Source organism: Dictyobacter formicarum, from assembly GCF_016587435.1.
Window position 1 is genome coordinate 230,908 of the sequence record NZ_BNJJ01000014.1, and the last position, 19,273, is coordinate 250,180.

Below are 19,273 nucleotides of genomic sequence, written 5' to 3' on the forward strand. Positions count from 1 at the left end.
GGATAGTTTATGTCAGAGGGAGGACACGGCGTGTCTGTGCTGCGGTGCGCCAACTTTCTATCGTCGTTGTTACAGGAAACCTATGCGGCGCTGGCAGCTTATATTGGTCGGCAACTCGGCACAGAGATAGTTTTCAGTGCCGGATATAACCTGGATGAATTTCAGACCGGCCAGATCGACGTTGGCTTTCTGTGTGGTCTGCTCTATGTACGCTTGCGGGCTACTCCAGAGGATCCAGTTGAACTGCTGGCTGCTCCTGTGTTGTTGCCGGAGCGTTATCAGCAGCAGCCCCGATATTTTTCGGACGTGGTTGTGCGGCACGAGAGCGCTGTGAAGAGCTTTGCCGATCTGCGTGGAAGGACCTGGGCCTATAATGAAGAGGCTTCACACTCCGGCTATAATCTCGTACAGTATAGCCTGTTGGAGCGGCAGCAAACGGCCAGCTATTTTGGACGAACCATCAGGTCGGGCTCCCACTTGCAGTCCTTGCAACTGGTACTGCAAGGACAGGCAGACGCCACAGCCATTGACTCCCATATGCTGGATGTCCTTCTGCAACGAAACCCACAATTGTCCTCCGAGATTCGCGTTATTGATATGTTGGGTCCTTCAACGATCCCACCGATTGTAGCCGCGCGGCGCCTGCCGGTTCCGCTCAAACAGCAAATCCAGCATAGCTTGCTCCACATGCATGAAGATGCTCGGCAGTCGGCCTTGCTGCGAGCCGGAGGAATTGAGCGCCTGGTAGCCGTTCAGGATGAAGATTATAATGATATTCGCGCCATGCTGGCCCGTGTGCGCGCGGCCGAGCAACACCGCGTCAATATCATGTTATAACGCCCACATTGTTGTGCTTCTATAAGCTATAATAGGGGTTGTATACACGAGTGCATTGTGCATAAATCACACTACTGGAAGGACAGACGTGAGGATATGACGACTGCGAGTGAGACAGGCAATGGAGCTGAGCACAATATACCAGATTATCGTTCTCATATTGGCCTGGTAGCGGACTCCCCTAATTTTCCGTCCGCCTGGGATCAGGTAGTAGAGAAGGTGCGTCTGGCTGATGAACTGGGCTATGATTCGGTCTGGCTGGGCGAGTCCTGGGGTTATGAACTTTTTACTTCGATGTCAGACTTGGTGCGGGCTACTAAGAGGATCAAAATCGGGGCCGGCATCGCCAATATTTATTCGCGTACCCCGGCTGTAATTGCCAGCACGGTCGCCACGCTGGATGAGCGCTCCGGTGGCCGTATTTTACTGGGCCTGGGACCGTCGGGAGCACAGGTAATTGAGCACTGGCATGGCGTGTCCTTTGAGAAGCCGCTGCAGCGTACACGTGAGTATGTTGAGATTATCCGTACTATTTTGCGCGGCGATAAGCTGATCCACAAAGGGGAAATTTTTCAGTTGGAGCGCGGCTTTAAGCTGCGTTTTAAAGCCACGCGTCCGAATCTGCCGATCTATATCGCGGCCATGGGACCCAAAAATGTTTTTCAAACAGGCGAAATCGCCGATGGTGTCCTGCCGGTGTACTGGCCTGCTACACGCTGGGGATCACTGCGTGAGCAACTGGATGCCGGTTCGTTGTCCGCTGGCCGCTCGGCCCATAGCGCAGCCATTGCTCCTTACATTACCAGCGTCATTTTGCCTGATGGAGCCAGCGAAGCAGAGTGGCAGGCAGCCCGTTTTAAAGCTGCCTCACCGCTAGCTTATTATATCGGAAAAATGGGCGTGTATTATGCACAGATGCTGAGCCGCAATGGCTTTGAAGAGGATGTTCAGGCCGTTCAGGCTGGCTGGCAGCAAGGCATGAAATCGGCTATAGAGGCAGTCAGCCCGCGCTTATTGGAGGCCACAACTATTATCGGGACCGCGCAGGAGTGCGCCGCTAAATTAGATAGCTGGGGAGCCATGGGCGTGGACGAACCATTATTGTCCATGCCCGATGGCTCGATCGATGAAGCCGCTGCTCAACTTTCCGCACTTAAAGAGGCGCTGGCCGTATAGCCTGCGCGGCTCGCAAACTCGTCAGCATGCTGCAAGCGTTTCTTGATCGATGGATGCGAGTGGAAGAGGAACTCAATGATGGGCGCCGGTTCAACCTCTGACAGATTCTGGTTGGCCAGGCGCCTCATCGCGCTCTTAAACGCCTCTATCTTGTGCGTCGAAGTGAGCGCATACTCATCCGCCTGATACTCAATCACGCGGCTATAGCCATTGCTGAGCGGCATAATGATAAAGCTAAAGACGCCCAGCAGGGTAAAGAAGAATGGCAGCGTGGCTGGATCGGTCAGTGAGCGATAGTAGTGTTGCTGATCGACGACCCAGTGAAAGACGACATTGACCAGAAAGAGTCCAACCAGCATCAACACCGTTTGACTGGCAATCAGCTTCCAGATGTCGCGGTGGACGTGATGCCCCAGTTCATGGGCCAGCACCACCTCAATCTCATCGATCGTATAGCGATCGGTCATCGTATCTCCCAGCACAATACGCCGCGTATTGCCCAGACCCATCAACGCCGCATTGGTGGCGGTCGTCTTATGGCTCATCCGCATCGAGAAGACGCCTTTTACCCGCGTATTGGCCTGTTCCGCCAGCTTCAGCAGGCGCTGCACCAGCTCACCATCCGGTAGCGGCGTGAATTTATAGAATAGCGGGAAGATCAGGACAGGTGCCAGGTTGGCCATCAGTACCGAGAAGAACAGGATAACCAGAGCTGCCCAGAGCCACCAGAGCTGTGGTTGAAAGGAGAGCAGGGCATAGACCAGCGAAATAAAAAACGCTTCCAGCAACAGATTTAAGCCCAGGCCAATTCCCACTTCACGTAACCAGGCGGGCAGGCTCATCACCGAAATACCATAGCGATGCGGCAGTACAAAACCAGAATAATAGGATAAGGGCGAGGTCAGTAATTCGTATAGTATTGTAATCAATACGCAATAGACAATGATCTGCCAGGGAAACCAATCTGCTTGGGGTTGCCAGTTCAGAAGTGGTAGCCAATTAGTGGCCTCCTGAATAAGATCGCGGAACCACCTGTCCAGTCCCGCACCCAGCACGATCAAGATACTGAGTACCCCGATTCCCATGCTAATATATGAGATGCGGCGGCGCGTGCGGGCATATTCACGCGCTTTTTGCTGTCGTTCGACATCAATTTCCATGCCTGTTACTTCCTTTGGATCGGCAAGGTGAAAAGTAAAAATGCAACGTTCAATAAATGACCAGAGAAAACCCATGTTTAATGGTAACGGCACGCTTCGATTTAGCCGCACGCCAGGCAGTTTTACTCATGCCGACGCGCTTGCGGAGATCATTGAGCTGTTCTTCTGAGAAGTGTTCTGAGGCGGCGATTACAACGCGACGTAGCTCTGCACGGATAGCATTGATGCGATTCTCTAGCTCTGCCAGCCGGTGGGCATCATGCGGTAGCCCTTGAATCGCCAATCGGGCGAGGTCGGCCCATTGACTGGCAGGCACACGCATAGCTTCAACGCGCTCTTTAATAAAGATGGTAACTTCATCAAAGTTTGGTACAGCTGTCAGGTCAGTCATGCTAAGCTCTCCTCTTGATGGATAACAGAACTCAGTGGAACTGGAATGACATCCTTATCGTACCAAAGATCCATACAAGCGAACCGCATCCTGTGGCGTGGATATTAGATCGAGGGGCTGGGAAGTGCCACACGACCGTGAGGCTCCTCCCAGACGCACCTCTGAGAATTCTAGGTTAAACTGCGATGTAGATCTTCGAAAGAAAGACGCGCGCTCTCCAGGGACGGAATGGCGGGCTGGTCATTCTCAACAATAAAAGCTGTGGCACCAGCGGCTTGACCGGCTTCGATATAGCCAGCAATATCCAGCGTGCCCGCGCCAACCTCGGTAAACTTACGATCTGGTGTCATATCTTTCAGATGCAGGGTGGCGATGCGACTACTGTGCTTATTGATAAACGCGATCGGATCGACCCCGGCAAATGCGGTCCAGAACGTATCCAATTCGAATTTAACCAGGTTAGCATCTGTAGAGGCAATTAACCGGTCGAGAAGCGACTGGCCATTGACCTGTGCAAACTCAAAATCGTGGTTATGGTAAGCCAGCGTCAAACCGCGATCCTTACAAATCTGCCCATACTCATTCAACTGATCAGCGAATTTTTTAAAAGACTCTTCTTGTGTCAGCAGATCTTTGTTGATCCACGGAATAATTAAATAAGGACTGCCGATTTCCAGGCAGTAATCAATTTCACGCTGGACGTCTTGCTCAACCTGACCTAACCCCACATGGCTGCCGACCGTCTTTAAGCCAAAATCGGCGAGGATCGCGGCCAGTTCTTTCGAGCTAAAATCTCCATAGCCAGCGAACTCAACGCCAGGATAACCAATCTCCGCAACAGCGCGCAGCGTCTCTTTAAAGTTTTTAGCAGTCTCATCACGTACGGTATACAACTGCAATGCTATAGTGTCAGTCATGAAAACTCCCTACTACTGATGATGAATAGGTGATGTAAGGCTCATCGTTGCCCCAACTTACCCTAAGTATACCACCTTTGGAATGAACAATGGTCCCTTTCGTAGGTTAATCATATTTGCGTAAAAATATTGCCATATGAATCAAAATGAATGACTAAATGTCCTACATTTTTTGAAGTACTCGCGAAAGATTGTACATTTCTTTCACCCATTTACTATGGAGCTTTGATGTAACCTCAGGACTTTCTGGTTCTCGTTTTTGCCGCCTGCGGCGGCGGAGAGGGGAAGGAGGTTGTGGGGAACTTGATCATGCTCCCAGCATGCTCGCCCACACCCCGGCAAGGGGACGGCCGTCCTTACAGGTATAGGTTTTGCAGGGGCTACGCCCCTGAGGCCCCTTGATGCCGCCCGCAGGGCGGCATGAGGAGAGGAGGAGTTGGGGGCACAGCTTGATCATGCCCCCGGCATGCTCGCCAAACCCCCAGTCAAGGGGCTGACCGCCCCATAGGTGCGAACGTAAGCAGTACATGAACAATTGAATCAACGAAAGAGACCTCATAAGGATGAGAGATACAGCGTCTGGGCCAGTTGCGTGACCGTCTCTGATTCCTGATGTACGCGGTTTTGTGGATGATACATCAGCACAGGGTGCAACTGTGACAGTGACGCTCGAATCTGCGACCACGTCCAAGTGCCCACGATCATTGTGCGTAGGCTTTGAGCGAGCAGAGCACATATCGCCCAGGTACTCACTGGTCCGGCTGCGTGCTTTGTCGGCTTGCTTGGCAATGCACGACGCACTTGGCTGACTTGCTGTTCCAGTAAGATCCAGCCTACCATCATGGCAGCCAAGACCGCTTGATTGCTTTGGAAGTGTTCACTGCGCAATCGGTGCAAACGCACCAGTTGCTTGATGCGCTTGAAGAGCAGTTCTATCTGCCAGCGCGTGCGATACAGCATCAGCACCTGCTCTGCTGACCAATGATCTGCGGGCAGAGACGTGAGCACCACCAACCAATCAGCGATCTGGATCGTCAATGCCTGGTTGGTGCTCCCATTCTTGCGTGCCTTGGCCTTGCGCTTGCTGTGCGCTCGTTTGGCCGCCTCAGGGCTCAGATGAACCGCCAGCAGGCGCATAGGCTGCTGACGCTTCCGCACCTGGAACACGACGCTGGCTTCTCCCTTGCCGGTTGGCTCCAATTGGCTCAGCCAGCCAGAGAGATCAAATGGCGTCTGGCCGTCGGCCTCAAGCAACGGCATAGTGGACCAATGCAAACGGGTCACGACATCGACCCCTTCATCCAGTTGATCGAGGATCGCTTGGCGACGACAATAGGCACTGTCACCGACAAAGATGTCTCCACGATGTCCATGGAAGTGTTTGAGCCCTTCGCCTACATGGTGATCCGTCAACAGAACCTGGTCTAACCGTTTGCCAAGCAGATCATAACTGCAGTGCAAACGGCGACTTTCTCCCGAGCGTTTCCAGGTGCGGAGATGGGTGGCATCTACCAGACGGATTCGTCCGGTGAAGTCCTTGGGCAGATCCAGTACCTCCTCTGGCTGAGTGGACACCAACAGCGTTTGCACGATCGCAAGCAACCAACTGGAGGATTGACGTGTCCGTTTGGCCCACGAACGGGCTCCATTGGTACTGAGTCCCGTGCTCACTGACCAGGTTCCGACCTCACGGAAAGAACCCAGGCAAAACACATAGGCAAAAATGCCACGCAGCAAATCGGTTGGGCACCGCAATCCATTGGCGCGTGTAAAAGCGTGATGGATGAAGGCTTGCTCATTGACGTCCGGCGGTAAAAGGGCAATGATCTCTTGCCATTGGGCATCATCCATCTGGCCCAGGGATTGCTCTGTCAGACATTTTTGCGTATGATGGGGTCGGCTTGACATGGTTTTTCTCCTTCGTCACGTTTTGGTTTTTGTAACGATACCAGAGAAAGACCGTGTTTGGCCTCTTTTTTTCGTTGTTCAAGTACTATTGTGCTTACGTTCGCACCTATGGGCTGACCGCCCCTTGCATCCCTGCTTGCCTGGCGCGAATCCAAAAAACCTATACCTGTAAGGACGGCCGTCCCCCTGCACCCCTGCTCTAGCATTGGAAGGCCCTGCTTACACACAGGGCTTTCGTTCGGGGGCAGCAAAATAGGGTACAATAAAAGAGAGTACGTACAAAGTCGTACTCCTCATTTTTTTTGTAGTAAGAATTGTCTGGTTCCTTATTTTGTGCAGTCACATATTGACAAGGAAGGGATATGCTATGAAACAGTCGTTTGCCTGGTGGTGTTATGCGCGAGCGGGACTGGCGCCTGATAAACTGTTGCGCACAGCTGCTGAGATTGGCTATCAGGGCGTGGATTTGATTGATCAGCAATACTGGTCCCTGGCCAGAGAGCATGGGTTGCGTATTGCGTCGTTTAGAGGCCATGACTCGATTGAAAATGGATTGAATCGGCGGGATCAGCATGAGCGCATCGAGCAAGAGATTCTGGCTAAGCTTGAACTGGCAAAGGAGTGGGATATCCCGACTCTGATCTGTTTCAGTGGCAGTCGGGACGGTCTATCAGATGAAGAGGGGGCCGAGAATACTGCTGAAGGGCTACGGCGTGTGGCTAAGGCCGCTGAAGAGGCCAATGTTACCCTGATTGTTGAGCTGCTGAACAGTAAAGTGGATCATCCAGATTATCAATGCGATAAAACGGCCTGGGGTGTGCGCGTATGCGACCTGGTTAATTCGCCCAACGTCAAGCTGCTCTATGATATTTATCATATGCAGATCATGGAAGGCGATCTCATTCGTACTATTCAGCAGTATCATCCCTATTTTGCCCACTATCATACCGCTGGCAATCCCGGCCGCCATGACATCGATGAGACACAGGAGATCTATTATCCCCCGATCTACCAGGCCATTCGCGCCACTGGTTATAGCGGCTATATTGCTCACGAGTTTATCCCCAAAGGTGATCCTTTGCAGGCTTTGCGGGTAGCTTTTGCTGACTGCGAGCAGAGCAAGGAAGAAGGATGATTGTCACTACTGGCGACTAGTAGTGTACCTGCAATCGCCAGAAGTCACGTGTGGGCAGTTGAGGATCATCTGCCCCACGCACAACAAAGGCATGGCCCTGTCCATCGCAAGCGCTGGCTCCCAGTACTGATCCACCAGCCGTAAAGGGGATCAATGGCTGCGTTTGCAGCGTCTGTATATCGATCAGCCAGCTGCTATCTTTGCCCCGTTGCTGCGCTTTATCAAAGCCTCCGATTAAAGCTAGCTTACCGGGCACGACGGTACAACCCGAAGCCCCGCTAATGGTCTGGGGTAGGCTGGTGGTAGCCTGGGTCCAGCTATTGTGGGTGATATCGTAGCTATAAATGCTATTGGTCTGTTGTTGCTGGCCCGCATCTGTCGAGCCACCGAAGATGAGCAAGTGTCCCTGCTCATCGCTGCTAATAACCACATATCCCAGTCCTACGGGCAGGTTAGCCAGGCGCTGCCAGTGGGAGGTCGCGATATCATAGCGATACCAACCTGTTCCCGCCTGAGCATGTCTATCACCTGGACGGCTAAAGCCCTGCGTAAGATAGAGATGGCCTTGCTGATCCGCAAACAGTGTGCCGGCAAAGCCAATGGTGATCTGGTCAGGTGGCACAATCTTCTTCATCTGTGACGTTTCGGGCTGGTAGGTGTAGAGCAATGAAGACACATTATAGCTATCAGACGAATAGCCAACTGTAAAAAAGATTGTATTTCGTTCGTCTACGGCGGCCGCATTATTGACCATACCCGGGAAATTATTTTGAGCTACTTCCCAGCGGCTTGCATTCACATCATAACGATATAGTGCATGGTCATAGAAGGGATGTTGGGAACCGCGATAGGCGCCATTCATATAGACGTAAGGACGACCATGCTCCTCAACATAGACCGCAGCGGTATCGGCTTCTGGATTGAGCAATGAGGGAAGGCGAAGCCAGGTATTGGTCGTGGTTCCTGACTGTGGGTTGGTGGGGCGCGCAGCAGGCGTAGGGCCGATCGGGGCTTGTTCTTTTGCTGGCTGCAGGCGTGCATAGAGTAGTAGTGAAGCCATGACCACAAAGAGTACCAGCGCCAGTCCAAAGCTGACCTGAATAAAGCGCCGAAACGTGCGGGCCAGCGACGGTTTGCCCATCTGGCGTGATGGTTCCTGCAATGTATGTAAAGAAAGTTGCGAGAGACTCATACTTGACCGGCGCTGCAGACTTTCATCTACCGAAGCAAAATGCTGCTCCATTTGATCATGGGCCACGCGCTCGCGCCGCATCTGTTGTAACAACTCACGATCCGCCCGCCTTTGTTCAAGATCGTGGGTACTGGAAACGACCTCAGTTTCATCGTTATTATGTTTGCCCGATCCCATTTCTATGTCCGGCCCCGGTCGCTCTGGCCGTTGCTCCGCATGTAACCTGACTTTATCGCTTTGTAACGATTGTCCAAACAGCTGGCGCTGATAGTTCAAGCGCTCCTCGATCCGGTAGGCGCGCTCCAGCGCCAGAAACAAAACTTGCGCTGACTGATAACGCTCACATGGATCAGCCTGCGTGGCCAGCTTGATAATGCCATTGAGCATAGTGGAGACAGGCATAGTTGGATACTCACGCTCATGGTCAGCCTGTGTGTGGGAGCCCAGAATCATCTCTTGCAGGATCATGCCCAGGCTGTAAATGTCGGCGCGTACATCGATAGAGGCGCCGTTTGGCGCAAACTCAGGAGCCGTATATTTTGTGTGTGTGCCTGGCTCTTCCTCACTGAAAGAGGGTGGCTCCTTAAAATAACGCGCGTTGGCTAAATTGATGAGCATTGAGGATTTATCTGGCAGCAGTATAATGTTTTCTGGTTGCAGGGCGCAATAAATCAGTGGAGGCTGCTGGTGATGGAGGTAATCCAATACATCGCACAACTGCATACTATAGCTTAACGCCTCCAGAGGAGGTAATGCTTCTTTATCCTGTAGCCGCTGGCGTAGCGTATGGCCTGGTACATAATTCATTACCAGGTACCAGTAGCCATCTTCAGCGAAGTAGTCATACAGGGTTGGCAAGACCGGATGCTGTAAACGCGCCATCAGTAGCGCCTCACGCAGGAAAAGATCAGTGTTTGTCCCACCGCTAACCGGGAAAAACGTCTCTTGCGCATCCGTCCTGGTGGAGGGGGGACGAGATATATCTCCGCCATGCAGAATATAATCCAACTCAGCCACCACACTCTCGGGTAATGCCTGGTCGGCCTGTACCTGCTTGAGAGCAAGTGGAGTCGCCAGAGTAGCATGCGCCGCCAGGTATACTTTGCTGATTGCATCTTGTCCTAATAAACGCTTGATGCGATATTCACCATCGTGTAATACGTGCCCAACAAACTGATCATCCTCTACCACCTGTGGTTCTTCCGAAGGTATCATCGCGACCCAGCTCCCCTTTCACTTACTACCTGCCGACACAGAAGTTGCTTTCGATGTATAGTAGCTAAGGAATATAGTCGACGCCCAGCCATATCTTCTTAACGTTATGGATGCATCATAAAGCGTAAATCAACACGTCTTATTAAAAACAATGCTTCTATATCTATTATAGCCCTGGCGCATTCACACATATTCATAGAGCAAAAATCTTCAGTTTAAGCGCTTTTGAACCAGCAAAAGTCATAGTACTGATGTCTGCTGTATGTGGGAGCGAGACTATGTTATGATGGGGGCCAGATTTGATCTGTTTAGATGAGTGCTAACAACCAACTATCTGTCTATACTGAAAATATATATAGTCAAAGCTTTTTCTGGCATTAAAGAGGATAGGCCTGGTGGCACGAGAGTATTGGAGATGAGAAATGTCTATTCACTATATATTGCGTGGTAAAAAGCAAGCGCAAGATGTTGAGCACGAAGGGACGTTGAGCGACGAACAATTGGATGGTGTGAACATCAACCAGGATACTGCTTTGATTAATGTCGCTATTAGAACGTTGCGCGCACAGGGTATAGAAGCTGAGTGGCAAGAATGTGTGCTGGACACGGCCGCTAACGAAGCCCGGGCCTATACGTTTTATAAAAAGCGTTGGACGCAGCGACGATCATGCTAACAACAGTTTTTTGTGAAGAAGCCAGCCACTTTCTATGTGAGTGGCTGGCTTCTTCGCTCTGATCAATAAGGTTTGGCACTCAGGCGCAGGATAATCTGTTGAGAGCTATGCGGGGCGATGTTGAGGCGATCAGCGGGACGATTGAGGCCATCTTCGCTGGTCACCACGGGCTCAAAGCAGACAAAATCGTGGTCGGGAGCGGTCGAAGGCTCGGACCAGACCTGCATCGTGGAGAGCGAATAATGACCATCGACGGGCTGTTCTGAGATGGTTAAGATCCCTTCATGTGGCATATGTATCGTGACGCTATGGGGAAAAGGATTCGGCTGATCTGGCGGTCGGATTGCCCATTGAATAGTATGTGGATCTACTTTAGGTAATCCTTCAATGGTAATATCAGATTTGTCCTTCTGGGAAACCGCAAAGTAGGGATGGAAGCCAGGAGCAATCGGCATGACTTCATCACTGCGGTTCTCCATTGTCAGGGTATAGGTCAAGGTACCCTCTCCGGCAACGATATGGGCTGTAAACGTAAACTCATAGGGGTACTGCGGACGCGTCTGTTCGTTGCTAGTGAGTTGAATCGTTATGCTAGAGGCATCCTGCTGCAACACCGTCCAGGGCAGATTGCGCCCAAAGCCATGGATGGGCAGGATCGTGCCTTTCTCTTGAAAGATTCCCTGTTTCAAGCGCGAAAAATTAGGAATCATCAAAGGCATTCCCCAGCGTTTAATGTTCCCGGTCTCACTGGCCCGATAGAGCACCTGCCAGTTTCCTACCTGGAAATGTGAGACCAGGCTAATCTCTGGTATCACTCCCACTTTTGTATCGCCAGCGGTGAGCACGATTTCGCGCTGCATCGGAAATTGTGTAAATGCCATAATGTTGTCTACTCCAATTATATGTAAATAATAGTATCTGTTTCTCTTTATACCAACGAGCAGGCCGTGTGCCCCTGTCACCGAATCGGTGTACAGGCTTACTATACTGCTAGCCTCTAGGCAAGTGCAAAAGCTTTGGCCAGGGCATCCTGCTGCTGGAAGAGGCGCAGGGCGTAGGCAATCGCATCCGTCTGCTGTAAAACAGCACGTACGGGATCGGATAGAAAACCAGCTTCAGCGATCCAATACAATGGCACGCGAATCAGCTCTAGCGGTAGAGCTTGTATCTCCTCGCGCAACAAAGGTAGATCGGTAGCCTGATTGTAAGCCTCTAATAATGTACGCACGCGTGGCCAGGGAGCCAGTTCTGGATAGCGCACATCCTCTTGTTGCCAGAAGATCCAATAGATCGCGTATGCCAGATCAAAAATACGTTCACGCAGATCCAGGAAATCGAAATCCAGCAATCCAACTACGTTGCCCGCGCGGAAAAGCACATTGCCCGTACGATAATCTCCATGGGTTGGCTGGCGCGGTAAATACTGGCCCTCATCGTACCACCACGGCAATTGCTGAGAGAGCATTTGCAAGACCACATGGCAGATTTCACTGGCCTGCTGCACCTCTCCTATTTTATACCCTGACTGTGAACTCTCGATGAGAGAGGCCGTTCTCTCGATCCATTCCATCATCTGGATCGGCGTTGCATAATTATCGACAGCGGGAGGAACAATGCTAGATGGAGAGAGGTGCTTTTCCAGAAAAGCATGGACATCGCCAAGCAGCGTAAACATCGTCGGTAAATAATCCCAGCGTTTCGTTGGGATATCGTTAGAAATAAAAGGCTCAAGTTCAATCAGACGCTGCTCATGGGACAGAATATCGGCACCGCTCAGGGCAGCCACAGGAAGGGCGACTGGAAAACCTGCATCTGCCAGCAAGCGCTTCGTCTGATGCTCAAAAGACAGGCGTCGCATCGTCACCCAGGGACGATGGATACGCAGCACATATTGGCCCGACTCAGTATCCAACAATGCATTTAAATTGTAGGTGCCACCTAGATCGCGAATCGCAAACGTCGTACCGAGTGCATAATGCTCAAGCAGCTCGGGAACCAGTTCTAACTCAGCGCGTGGCCCAAAAAGAAGCTCTTCCAGTTGACCCCTCCTTTCCTGCCAAACACATATCTCTCAAAAGATTGTCATGCAGGCATTGTACGCATATCTGAGCCTGATCGCAAGCTATCTATCTTTTCTCTATTGTGCCCAGAGTGGGAGCGCTGACGCCCCCAATATCTTTTGTATGTAGTATTGCCAGAAGCGCGCACTGCATGTTCTGGCAATACTACATACAATGTTTTGAGAGCCGAAGGCGCGAATCGTCAGTGGCTGAAGGCACACAAAGAAAAGAAAAATGTCCCCTTTTGCCGCGGCGCGACATAGTATGTATGACATCGCGATGAAAGACCTTTGAAAACCATCCCTACTAGTAGTACATAGAGGAACTGAAATTTGAATATACTTCTTGTATTGCCTTCGCATCTTCAGCGTCAAGGTGTGACGGATGAAGTGGACATCTCTGAGCTAGAGCTTATAGAGGCGGCCAAAGCGAACGCGCAAGCATTCGCCCCTCTCTATGAGAGGTATGCTCAGCAGGTATATCGCTATACGCGAACACGCATCCGTAATGAGGATGACGCAGCAGATCTGACGCAGCAGACGTTTCTGAATGCCTTGCATGCCTTGCCTCGCTATAAGTCGCGAGGAATCCCTTTTGTCGCCTGGCTCTTTCGTATCGCTCTCTATACGATTCGTCAGAAGCAGCGCAAAGAGCGCATCACGGTTTCATGGGATCTCTTACCAGAAGCGCTGCATCCTCAAGGTGAGGAGGACCCTGAAGGCGTATTGCTGCAGCAGGAGCGATTAAAGCGTGTCGAGGTGCTGTTCGAAAAATTAAAAACCTCGCAACGCGAACTGCTCATGCTACGCTTTGCGGCCGGTCTAAGTTCGACTGAGATTGCCGCTGTACTCGGAAAGAGTCCAGCCTCCGTAAAAAAACAACTCTCCCGCATTCTCCATACTCTGAAGGAAGGTTACAGCCAGTATGAATAAATACGATCTGCAGCAGCGCTACTCTGACCTGTTGGAAGGAGAAAACCATCCAGCTATACGTGAGCTGATCAGTGATCTGGATGCCGCATACACCAGGTCTGAGGCCCCCAAATGGATGAGCTGGTCAACGACGCGGGCCCGCTACATCGAAGCGACATTGGCAAAGCGTGCGCCCGCCATGCCGCGTCATTTCAGGCCCGCATACAAGCTTTCATTCAGTATGGGTACGGCCCTTGCCCTGGTGTTTGCTATGATCGCTATCGCCAGTGCTTCTGCCTTTACATTCTCGCCTCAAGTACGTTACGTCCTGGGTTTGACCAGCTCAACCAATCAAACTGTCTACGATAGCGATTACACCGCTATCAATCAGTCACGAACCATTAACGGGGTTGATGTCAAAATTGAAGCGGCTTATGCGGATAGCGTTGGCATTACCATAGGTTTTCTAACGCATTCGACTACCAAAAATGACAGCGCAATAGATGCACATTTAAGAACGAGCCAGGGCCAGAACTTGCCTTTATCACTGGGTGCCTTTGGAAGTGGGAATAGCGGTAGCACGGCAGCTCAGGCCTGGCACTATGATGCTACTGGTATTGCTGGAAGTCCAAAGCAGCTGAATCTTGTGCTGGATGTTGCTGTTGGTCAGCAAAAATCAAGCATTGCCTTCACGGTCCCATTCCACGCTGGCAAGGTTGTGGAACTCAAAGGTCAGCAAGCAACCTCCAACGGCGTCACACTGACGCTGGAAAAGGCGATTATCGCCAAATCGGGTACGGTATTCCTTGTGAAAGGTCTGCCATTTCCCGATGGAGTGATCCCTACCAGCCAGCTACGGGTACCCGGTGTGGCAAAATCGTATGACTTCCCGTTTGCTATCATGAAAACAAGCCCCTCCGATCCTTATGCACATATCATCTACGGCGAACAAATTTCAGCGAAAGCAGAGGGCAACTGGACACTGACCATCAAGCAAGTTGCGCCTGTAAAAGGCCCAGCCACGAGTTCTCAAACCCAAAGTAAGGCGGACTCTGGCTCATCCAATACCCTGAATATAGAACAACATTCTCTGAAAAAGACTCAGTTAGGCTCCTGGACGTTTAGCTTCCCTGTTGAATAAGCTATCCGGTCGCCCTTTTGCAAACGGGGGTAGGCACGAAAAGCATGCTTTCAAACGCCCCCTGATATTTGAGCATACAATCTCGCCTGCAGCGGGATTGTATGCTCAAATAGGACCTATTGTGTTTTGAAAGTCAGGTGTTTATACTGTATGATATCAGGGTACTTATGTATGTACACATATGTACAATATTTATTACTCTACTACTGTATCATTATATTCATCTAGCTTCCGGAAGCATATGGGGATTAAAACGTATGGGAGATAATTCGGGTAAAGAAGCGCCGACGGCACGATCATATGTAGATACAGACAGGTTGCACAAGGAGGAGATCCAGTCTGTGGCAGGACATATAGCAATTAAAGGTACCCGCAACGGTTTGCTCTTGACGCTAGAACCAGAGACTCCCTTCAGTGATCTGATCTCTGCACTGGCCAATCGACTGGCAGAATCGCCTTCTTTTTTTCGGGGAGCCTCTCTCACGGTAGATACAACGCACCGTTCACTGCGCAACAACGAGCGCTCGCAATTGGAAGATCTACTGGCGCACTATCATATGTCTGTATCCGCAGTCGAAACTGTGGCTGAAAAGCGGCGAGCTCCCAAAACGATCTCTCTATCCATTCCAGATACGTCTATTGAAGGAATAGTAACTAAAGAGGTCGAATCAATGACTAAAGAGATTACGCCAACACCAGCGCCTAAAGAAGCTGGCTCAGCAGCGAAAGATGGGCGTGAATCGGCCGATACCTTATTTCTCAGACGTACTGTACGTTCGGGGCAGGCCATTCATCATGACAGCAATATAGTTGTGCTGGGAGACGTCAACCCGGGAGCTGAAATTGTGGCTGGAGGGGATATTATTGTCTGGGGTGTATTACGAGGCATGGTACATGCTGGCTATCCAGATAATGAAAATGCCATTGTCTGTTCTCTACAGTTATCGCCGGTCCAATTGCGTATTGCGCATCTACTCTCCCGTCCTCCTGAGGGCTTTGAAGCACAGCCCCGCCCCGAGGTCGCTACTATACGCCAAGGCCAAATCGTTGTCGAGACGTGGGTAAGTGGGCGAGCACCTCGCAAATAGTGTGCATATGCTGTATTCGTGAAGTTGGATAATACACATCTACTTCAATCAAAAGTTCGTGATATACTAAAAGACTGTATGGGCCAATACAGCAGCCTGAAAAGTTCTTCAGAGGGAGTATAGCATGGATAGCCGGGTAATCACCATTACATCGGGTAAAGGTGGGGTGGGTAAAACAACAACGACTGCGAATTTAGGGACCGCACTGGCGATGGAAGGGAAAAAGGTTGTGGTTGTTGATGGCGATATTGGATTGCGCAATCTGGATGCCGTTCTCGGTTTAGAGAATCGCATTGTCTATGATCTGGTGGATGTCGTTGAGGGGCAGTGTCGCTTACGGCAAGCTCTAATCAAAGATAAGCGCCAGCCGGAGCTTTATTTATTGCCAGCTGCACAGACGCGCGATAAGAATGCTGTTAATAGCGTACAGATGGAGCAGCTTTGCCAGCAATTACGTCAGGAATTTGAATTTGTGGTGATTGATTCACCGGCTGGTATTGAGCAAGGTTTTCGTAACTCAATTGTCGGAGCAGATGAAATCATCATTGTCGCTAACCCTGAAATGGCCTCGGTGCGTGATGCCGACCGTATTATCGGCCTGGTAGAAGCAGCTGGTAAGCCAGAGCCTCGCTTGATCCTTAATCGTTTGCGACCGGAGATGGTTAAGCGTGGCGATATGATGGATGTCACCGATGTGCTGGAAGTGTTGGGTATAGACTTGTTGGGAGTGATTCCAGAAGACGAAGCCATTATCGTGGCAACCAATAAAGGCGAGCCTGCTGTCTATGATAAGCGTACGCGTGCTGGACGCGCCTTTGCGCATGCCGCCCAGCGCCTCCTGGGAGAAGAGGTACCATTGGAAGACCTGGTAGAATCTCCCTCCCTGCTGGAACGATTACGGCGCTTAATGGGATTTGGTCCTGCATTGGGTGAGAGGCCTGTGCGTTCGCAGTCTTCTTAATAGGGAGCAAACAATGGGTGTTTTTGAATTTATGGTTGGCAAGAAAAAGCCAACGCCTGGTGAGGTTGCCAAGGAGCGCTTAAAAGTGGTACTGGCACACGACCGCCTGAAGCTCAATCCGGAACTGCTAGAGGTTATACGTGAGGAGATCCTTTCGGTCGTCTCACGTCGCCTGGCGATCGATGAAGACCAGATGCAGGTTAATCTGGCACATGAAGGCGGCGCAGAAAAACTGCTGGCCAATATGCCGATCAGACGCGAAAAAATTACTTTTGAGTGGGATCCTCCTTCTCATACCCCTAACTCAAATGTCATTCGTGGTATTGTCCATGTGGATACCTCGGATAATGAACACAAATAAGCAGGTTACTCATTGACAGCGCAACTCCTATATGAGGGCACCCTTTTGTTAGGATGCTCCTCATCTTCTTGCCCCACAATCCCCGTTACATCTGCATATTATATCCTTTATATATGATCATAGCACGATAAGTCTATAAAAGGTTAAGAATCTGCTCACTGAACGCTAACTCCTTAACATAATCCTTATATCTTTTTAACTTTTATTTTACTTGTTGTCGTATATAATAGATGCTATGGTTATCATAGTTTCCTTCCATCAATGTATAAATAGCATGTTCCCTTTACTTATGAAACTAGCGCGTTAATGAAGTGCCGGGATAGAGACGTTGTAGCCGTACAGGAGATAGGCTTGTTGTATATGCGTACAGTCGAACCTTACGTTGTCGGATAGCCGGTTTTCTTGCGAGATGGCCCGGAGATGAAACTTCTCATTGTTAGTTGCTGTTGTGTGGTGGTGGGAGAAGTTCAGCTTCAATAAAGCTACTTGCCACGAAGACTGCGGATTTGATGTGGTGGTTTGGTGGTGGCGTTATCACAACAAAAGGCTTCTATGTGCAGCAGTACAACGCTTGAGTATCCCAATCCGGGTCGAATGCGCAGGCTATACGTTTCGTACCTGGTGCTGGAGACTGCCGGTGTATGCCGGCACTTCATTGACGCGATAGGAAGTTAATCCCATAGCGACAATAGAATGAGCTTTATACAGCTATGCACGATGTATAGTAGAAGAGCGCGCAAAACTATCAATCTGATCGCAATAATCAAAAGGATTCTGGGGATCAATCAAAGGAATTGTCACTATGCTTCAGTCATTATTACCGAGGTATATAGTGGTAAGTAGGGGTATTCGAGAGCCAAGGAAGCAGCGTATGCGTAAAAGCAGTCTCTATCAACTGCATCGCGGTGCCAGCAAGGCCATCTGGCCCATAACTGCCCAATGTTATGTTCATACAAATCGAGCCGCTCAACAGCGCCGTTTAATCATTATGACTGGTATTAGCTGGATCGATATGCTTGGTCTATTGCGCATTCAAACTCTGTACCTTGTATCCCGCTACCTGACGTTTAACCGGCTGGTGCAGGGTGGTTTTGTGTTCGTCTGTATCGGTATCGCTTTTGTGCTGTCCGCTATTTACGATTGGGCCATGCTGCTCGCTCACTGGATGACTTTTGTTTTGTTCGCAAGTTTATGTGTGCTAACAACCGCTATTATTGATTATTTACGTATCGAACAAAAACGGAGTTCACAGCATCCGACCAAGCAATTTATGCCTGCTGCCAAATCATCCTTTACCAGCATTCCTGCTTCCCAGCCGAGCCAGCCATTGAAAGCCTTAAGCCATAGTCAGAGCATTCCTCAGACACAGGTGCCCTCCCTGTTTAGCTTCCCTGATACGCCCATGCCGTCCACTCCATTGGTGCGTGTGTTAGAGACGATTGATCTATCATCCACAAATATCAAACATTTTCTCGATATCAAGTCCCAAACCAGCGGATCGATCACCAGGATGCGGAATGTGAACACACACAGCAAAGATACTACTGCATCCGAATAAGCCGAACGCATGACCTTCGGGTATTTTGTTGACCTGCAAGCACCAGCGAAGTATGATAGCAGGCAGGTTTTGTGCGAGTATCAGCAGATAGGTGAGGAGGCTCCAATGAGCAACCAGCAGATACAAAAGGTTAAGGTAAAGCGCCTGGCACACGTTGGTGTATGGACGACAGACGTGTCAGCGCAGGCACGCTTCTACCATCAAGTCCTTGGGCTGGATGTGCGCTCAACATCTGAGAGTGTTACAGATGAGGATAGCGAATCAAACGAGGCAAATATATTTTTAGGATTGGGTGAAGAGTCCCATAGTGTGGGATTTTTCAACGATAACCGTTCCGCGCCCACCAATGGTCGCCGCCCTGTGCAGCGAACGCCTCTCCATCATCTGTCTTTTGAAGTTGATAGCGATGCTGAATTGGCCGCGCTGGCTGCTCGCCTTAAGATGACCGGTGTCGATCTAAATCTGGAGCCGCGCGATGGTGATGCCGAACTGGGAGATACGCTCTGGTTTAATGATCCAGATGGCAACCGGATTGAGATTGCTGCCAGGCCCGATGATTTCTTAGCTTCATTCGGTGGGCGTTCCTCA

The 19,273-nt window shown here is 50.5% G+C and carries 18 protein-coding genes; 11 read left to right on the forward strand and 7 right to left on the reverse strand.

The genetic code is table 11. The features are described from left to right. The first annotated feature begins 9 nt into the window (after positions 1–9). Both JMI88_RS24145 and JMI88_RS24150 read left to right on the forward strand, forming a co-directional pair. The gene (locus JMI88_RS24145) at positions 10–837 is read left to right on the forward strand and encodes a phosphate/phosphite/phosphonate ABC transporter substrate-binding protein (protein ID WP_201364527.1); all 828 of its coding nucleotides are present in this window, start codon (positions 10–12) and stop codon (positions 835–837) included. Positions 838–933: 96 nt separating this feature from the next. Then, positions 934–2,013: an LLM class flavin-dependent oxidoreductase gene (locus JMI88_RS24150; protein WP_201364528.1), complete on the forward strand. Its 1,080-nt coding sequence runs from the start codon at positions 934–936 to the stop codon at positions 2,011–2,013. On the opposite strand, the gene JMI88_RS24155 is transcribed toward JMI88_RS24150, so the two are convergent. From JMI88_RS24155 to JMI88_RS24170, 4 genes are all read right to left on the reverse strand, one after another. Next, a complete protein-coding gene (locus tag JMI88_RS24155; protein ID WP_268906009.1) occupies positions 1,977–3,248 on the reverse strand; it encodes a M48 family metallopeptidase in 1,272 nt (423 codons plus the stop codon). The two genes, JMI88_RS24150 and JMI88_RS24155, sit on opposite strands and share 37 nt — an antisense overlap. Continuing rightward, complete coding sequence (locus tag JMI88_RS24160; RefSeq protein ID WP_201364530.1) at positions 3,223–3,564, reverse strand: hypothetical protein; 342 nt, start codon at positions 3,562–3,564, stop codon at positions 3,223–3,225. The genes JMI88_RS24155 and JMI88_RS24160 overlap by 26 nt, the downstream gene beginning before the upstream one ends. A 170-nt stretch (positions 3,565–3,734) precedes the next feature. Beyond that, a complete protein-coding gene (locus JMI88_RS24165) occupies positions 3,735–4,481 on the reverse strand; it encodes a sugar phosphate isomerase/epimerase family protein (RefSeq protein ID WP_201364531.1) in 747 nt (248 codons plus the stop codon). Between the two features lie 555 nt (positions 4,482–5,036). After that, positions 5,037–6,389 (reverse strand): transposase, encoded by a 1,353-nt coding sequence (locus tag JMI88_RS24170; protein ID WP_201361374.1) that lies wholly within the window; start codon positions 6,387–6,389, stop codon positions 5,037–5,039. 367 nt (positions 6,390–6,756) lie between these two features. On the opposite strand from JMI88_RS24170, the gene JMI88_RS24175 reads away from it, so the two are divergent. Further along, positions 6,757–7,524, forward strand: coding sequence for a hydroxypyruvate isomerase family protein (locus tag JMI88_RS24175; RefSeq protein ID WP_201364532.1), 768 nt, complete (start codon positions 6,757–6,759; stop codon positions 7,522–7,524). A 16-nt stretch (positions 7,525–7,540) separates the two neighbouring features. On the opposite strand, the gene JMI88_RS24180 is transcribed toward JMI88_RS24175, so the two are convergent. After that, complete coding sequence (locus JMI88_RS24180) at positions 7,541–9,931, reverse strand: protein kinase domain-containing protein (protein ID WP_201364533.1); 2,391 nt, start codon at positions 9,929–9,931, stop codon at positions 7,541–7,543. Positions 9,932–10,353: 422 nt separating this feature from the next. Between JMI88_RS24180 and JMI88_RS24185 the strand changes: the two genes are divergently transcribed. Beyond that, positions 10,354–10,605 carry a hypothetical protein gene (locus JMI88_RS24185; RefSeq protein WP_201364534.1) on the forward strand — a complete coding sequence of 84 codons (252 nt, stop codon included), beginning with the start codon at positions 10,354–10,356 and terminating at the stop codon, positions 10,603–10,605. Between the two features lie 62 nt (positions 10,606–10,667). On the opposite strand, the gene JMI88_RS24190 is transcribed toward JMI88_RS24185, so the two are convergent. Both JMI88_RS24190 and JMI88_RS24195 read right to left on the reverse strand, forming a co-directional pair. Beyond that, on the reverse strand, positions 10,668–11,486 hold the full coding sequence (locus JMI88_RS24190; RefSeq protein ID WP_201364535.1) for an aldose epimerase family protein: 819 nt from the start codon (positions 11,484–11,486) through the stop codon (positions 10,668–10,670). Between the two features lie 116 nt (positions 11,487–11,602). Next, a complete protein-coding gene (locus tag JMI88_RS24195; protein WP_308438861.1) occupies positions 11,603–12,673 on the reverse strand; it encodes a phosphotransferase in 1,071 nt (356 codons plus the stop codon). Positions 12,674–12,997: 324 nt separating this feature from the next. Between JMI88_RS24195 and JMI88_RS24200 the strand changes: the two genes are divergently transcribed. The 7 genes from JMI88_RS24200 to JMI88_RS24230 form a co-directional block, all read left to right on the forward strand. Next, the gene (locus tag JMI88_RS24200; RefSeq protein ID WP_201364537.1) at positions 12,998–13,597 is read left to right on the forward strand and encodes an RNA polymerase sigma factor; all 600 of its coding nucleotides are present in this window, start codon (positions 12,998–13,000) and stop codon (positions 13,595–13,597) included. Continuing rightward, a complete protein-coding gene (locus tag JMI88_RS24205; protein WP_201364538.1) occupies positions 13,590–14,717 on the forward strand; it encodes a hypothetical protein in 1,128 nt (375 codons plus the stop codon). Before JMI88_RS24200 ends, JMI88_RS24205 begins: the two co-directional genes overlap by 8 nt. A gap of 341 nt (positions 14,718–15,058) precedes the next feature. Beyond that, positions 15,059–15,805: a septum site-determining protein MinC gene (gene minC, locus JMI88_RS24210; RefSeq protein ID WP_201364539.1), complete on the forward strand. Its 747-nt coding sequence runs from the start codon at positions 15,059–15,061 to the stop codon at positions 15,803–15,805. Between the two features lie 124 nt (positions 15,806–15,929). Continuing rightward, complete coding sequence (minD, locus tag JMI88_RS24215) at positions 15,930–16,766, forward strand: septum site-determining protein MinD (RefSeq protein WP_201364540.1); 837 nt, start codon at positions 15,930–15,932, stop codon at positions 16,764–16,766. A 13-nt stretch (positions 16,767–16,779) separates the two neighbouring features. Next, positions 16,780–17,127, forward strand: a complete 348-nt coding sequence (minE, locus tag JMI88_RS24220) for a cell division topological specificity factor MinE (protein ID WP_201364541.1) — start codon at positions 16,780–16,782, stop codon at positions 17,125–17,127. A gap of 871 nt (positions 17,128–17,998) precedes the next feature. Then, positions 17,999–18,685 carry a hypothetical protein gene (locus JMI88_RS24225; protein ID WP_201364542.1) on the forward strand — a complete coding sequence of 229 codons (687 nt, stop codon included), beginning with the start codon at positions 17,999–18,001 and terminating at the stop codon, positions 18,683–18,685. A 105-nt stretch (positions 18,686–18,790) separates the two neighbouring features. Next, on the forward strand, positions 18,791–19,273 hold a 483-nt coding region (locus tag JMI88_RS24230; protein WP_201364543.1), incomplete at its 3' end, for a VOC family protein.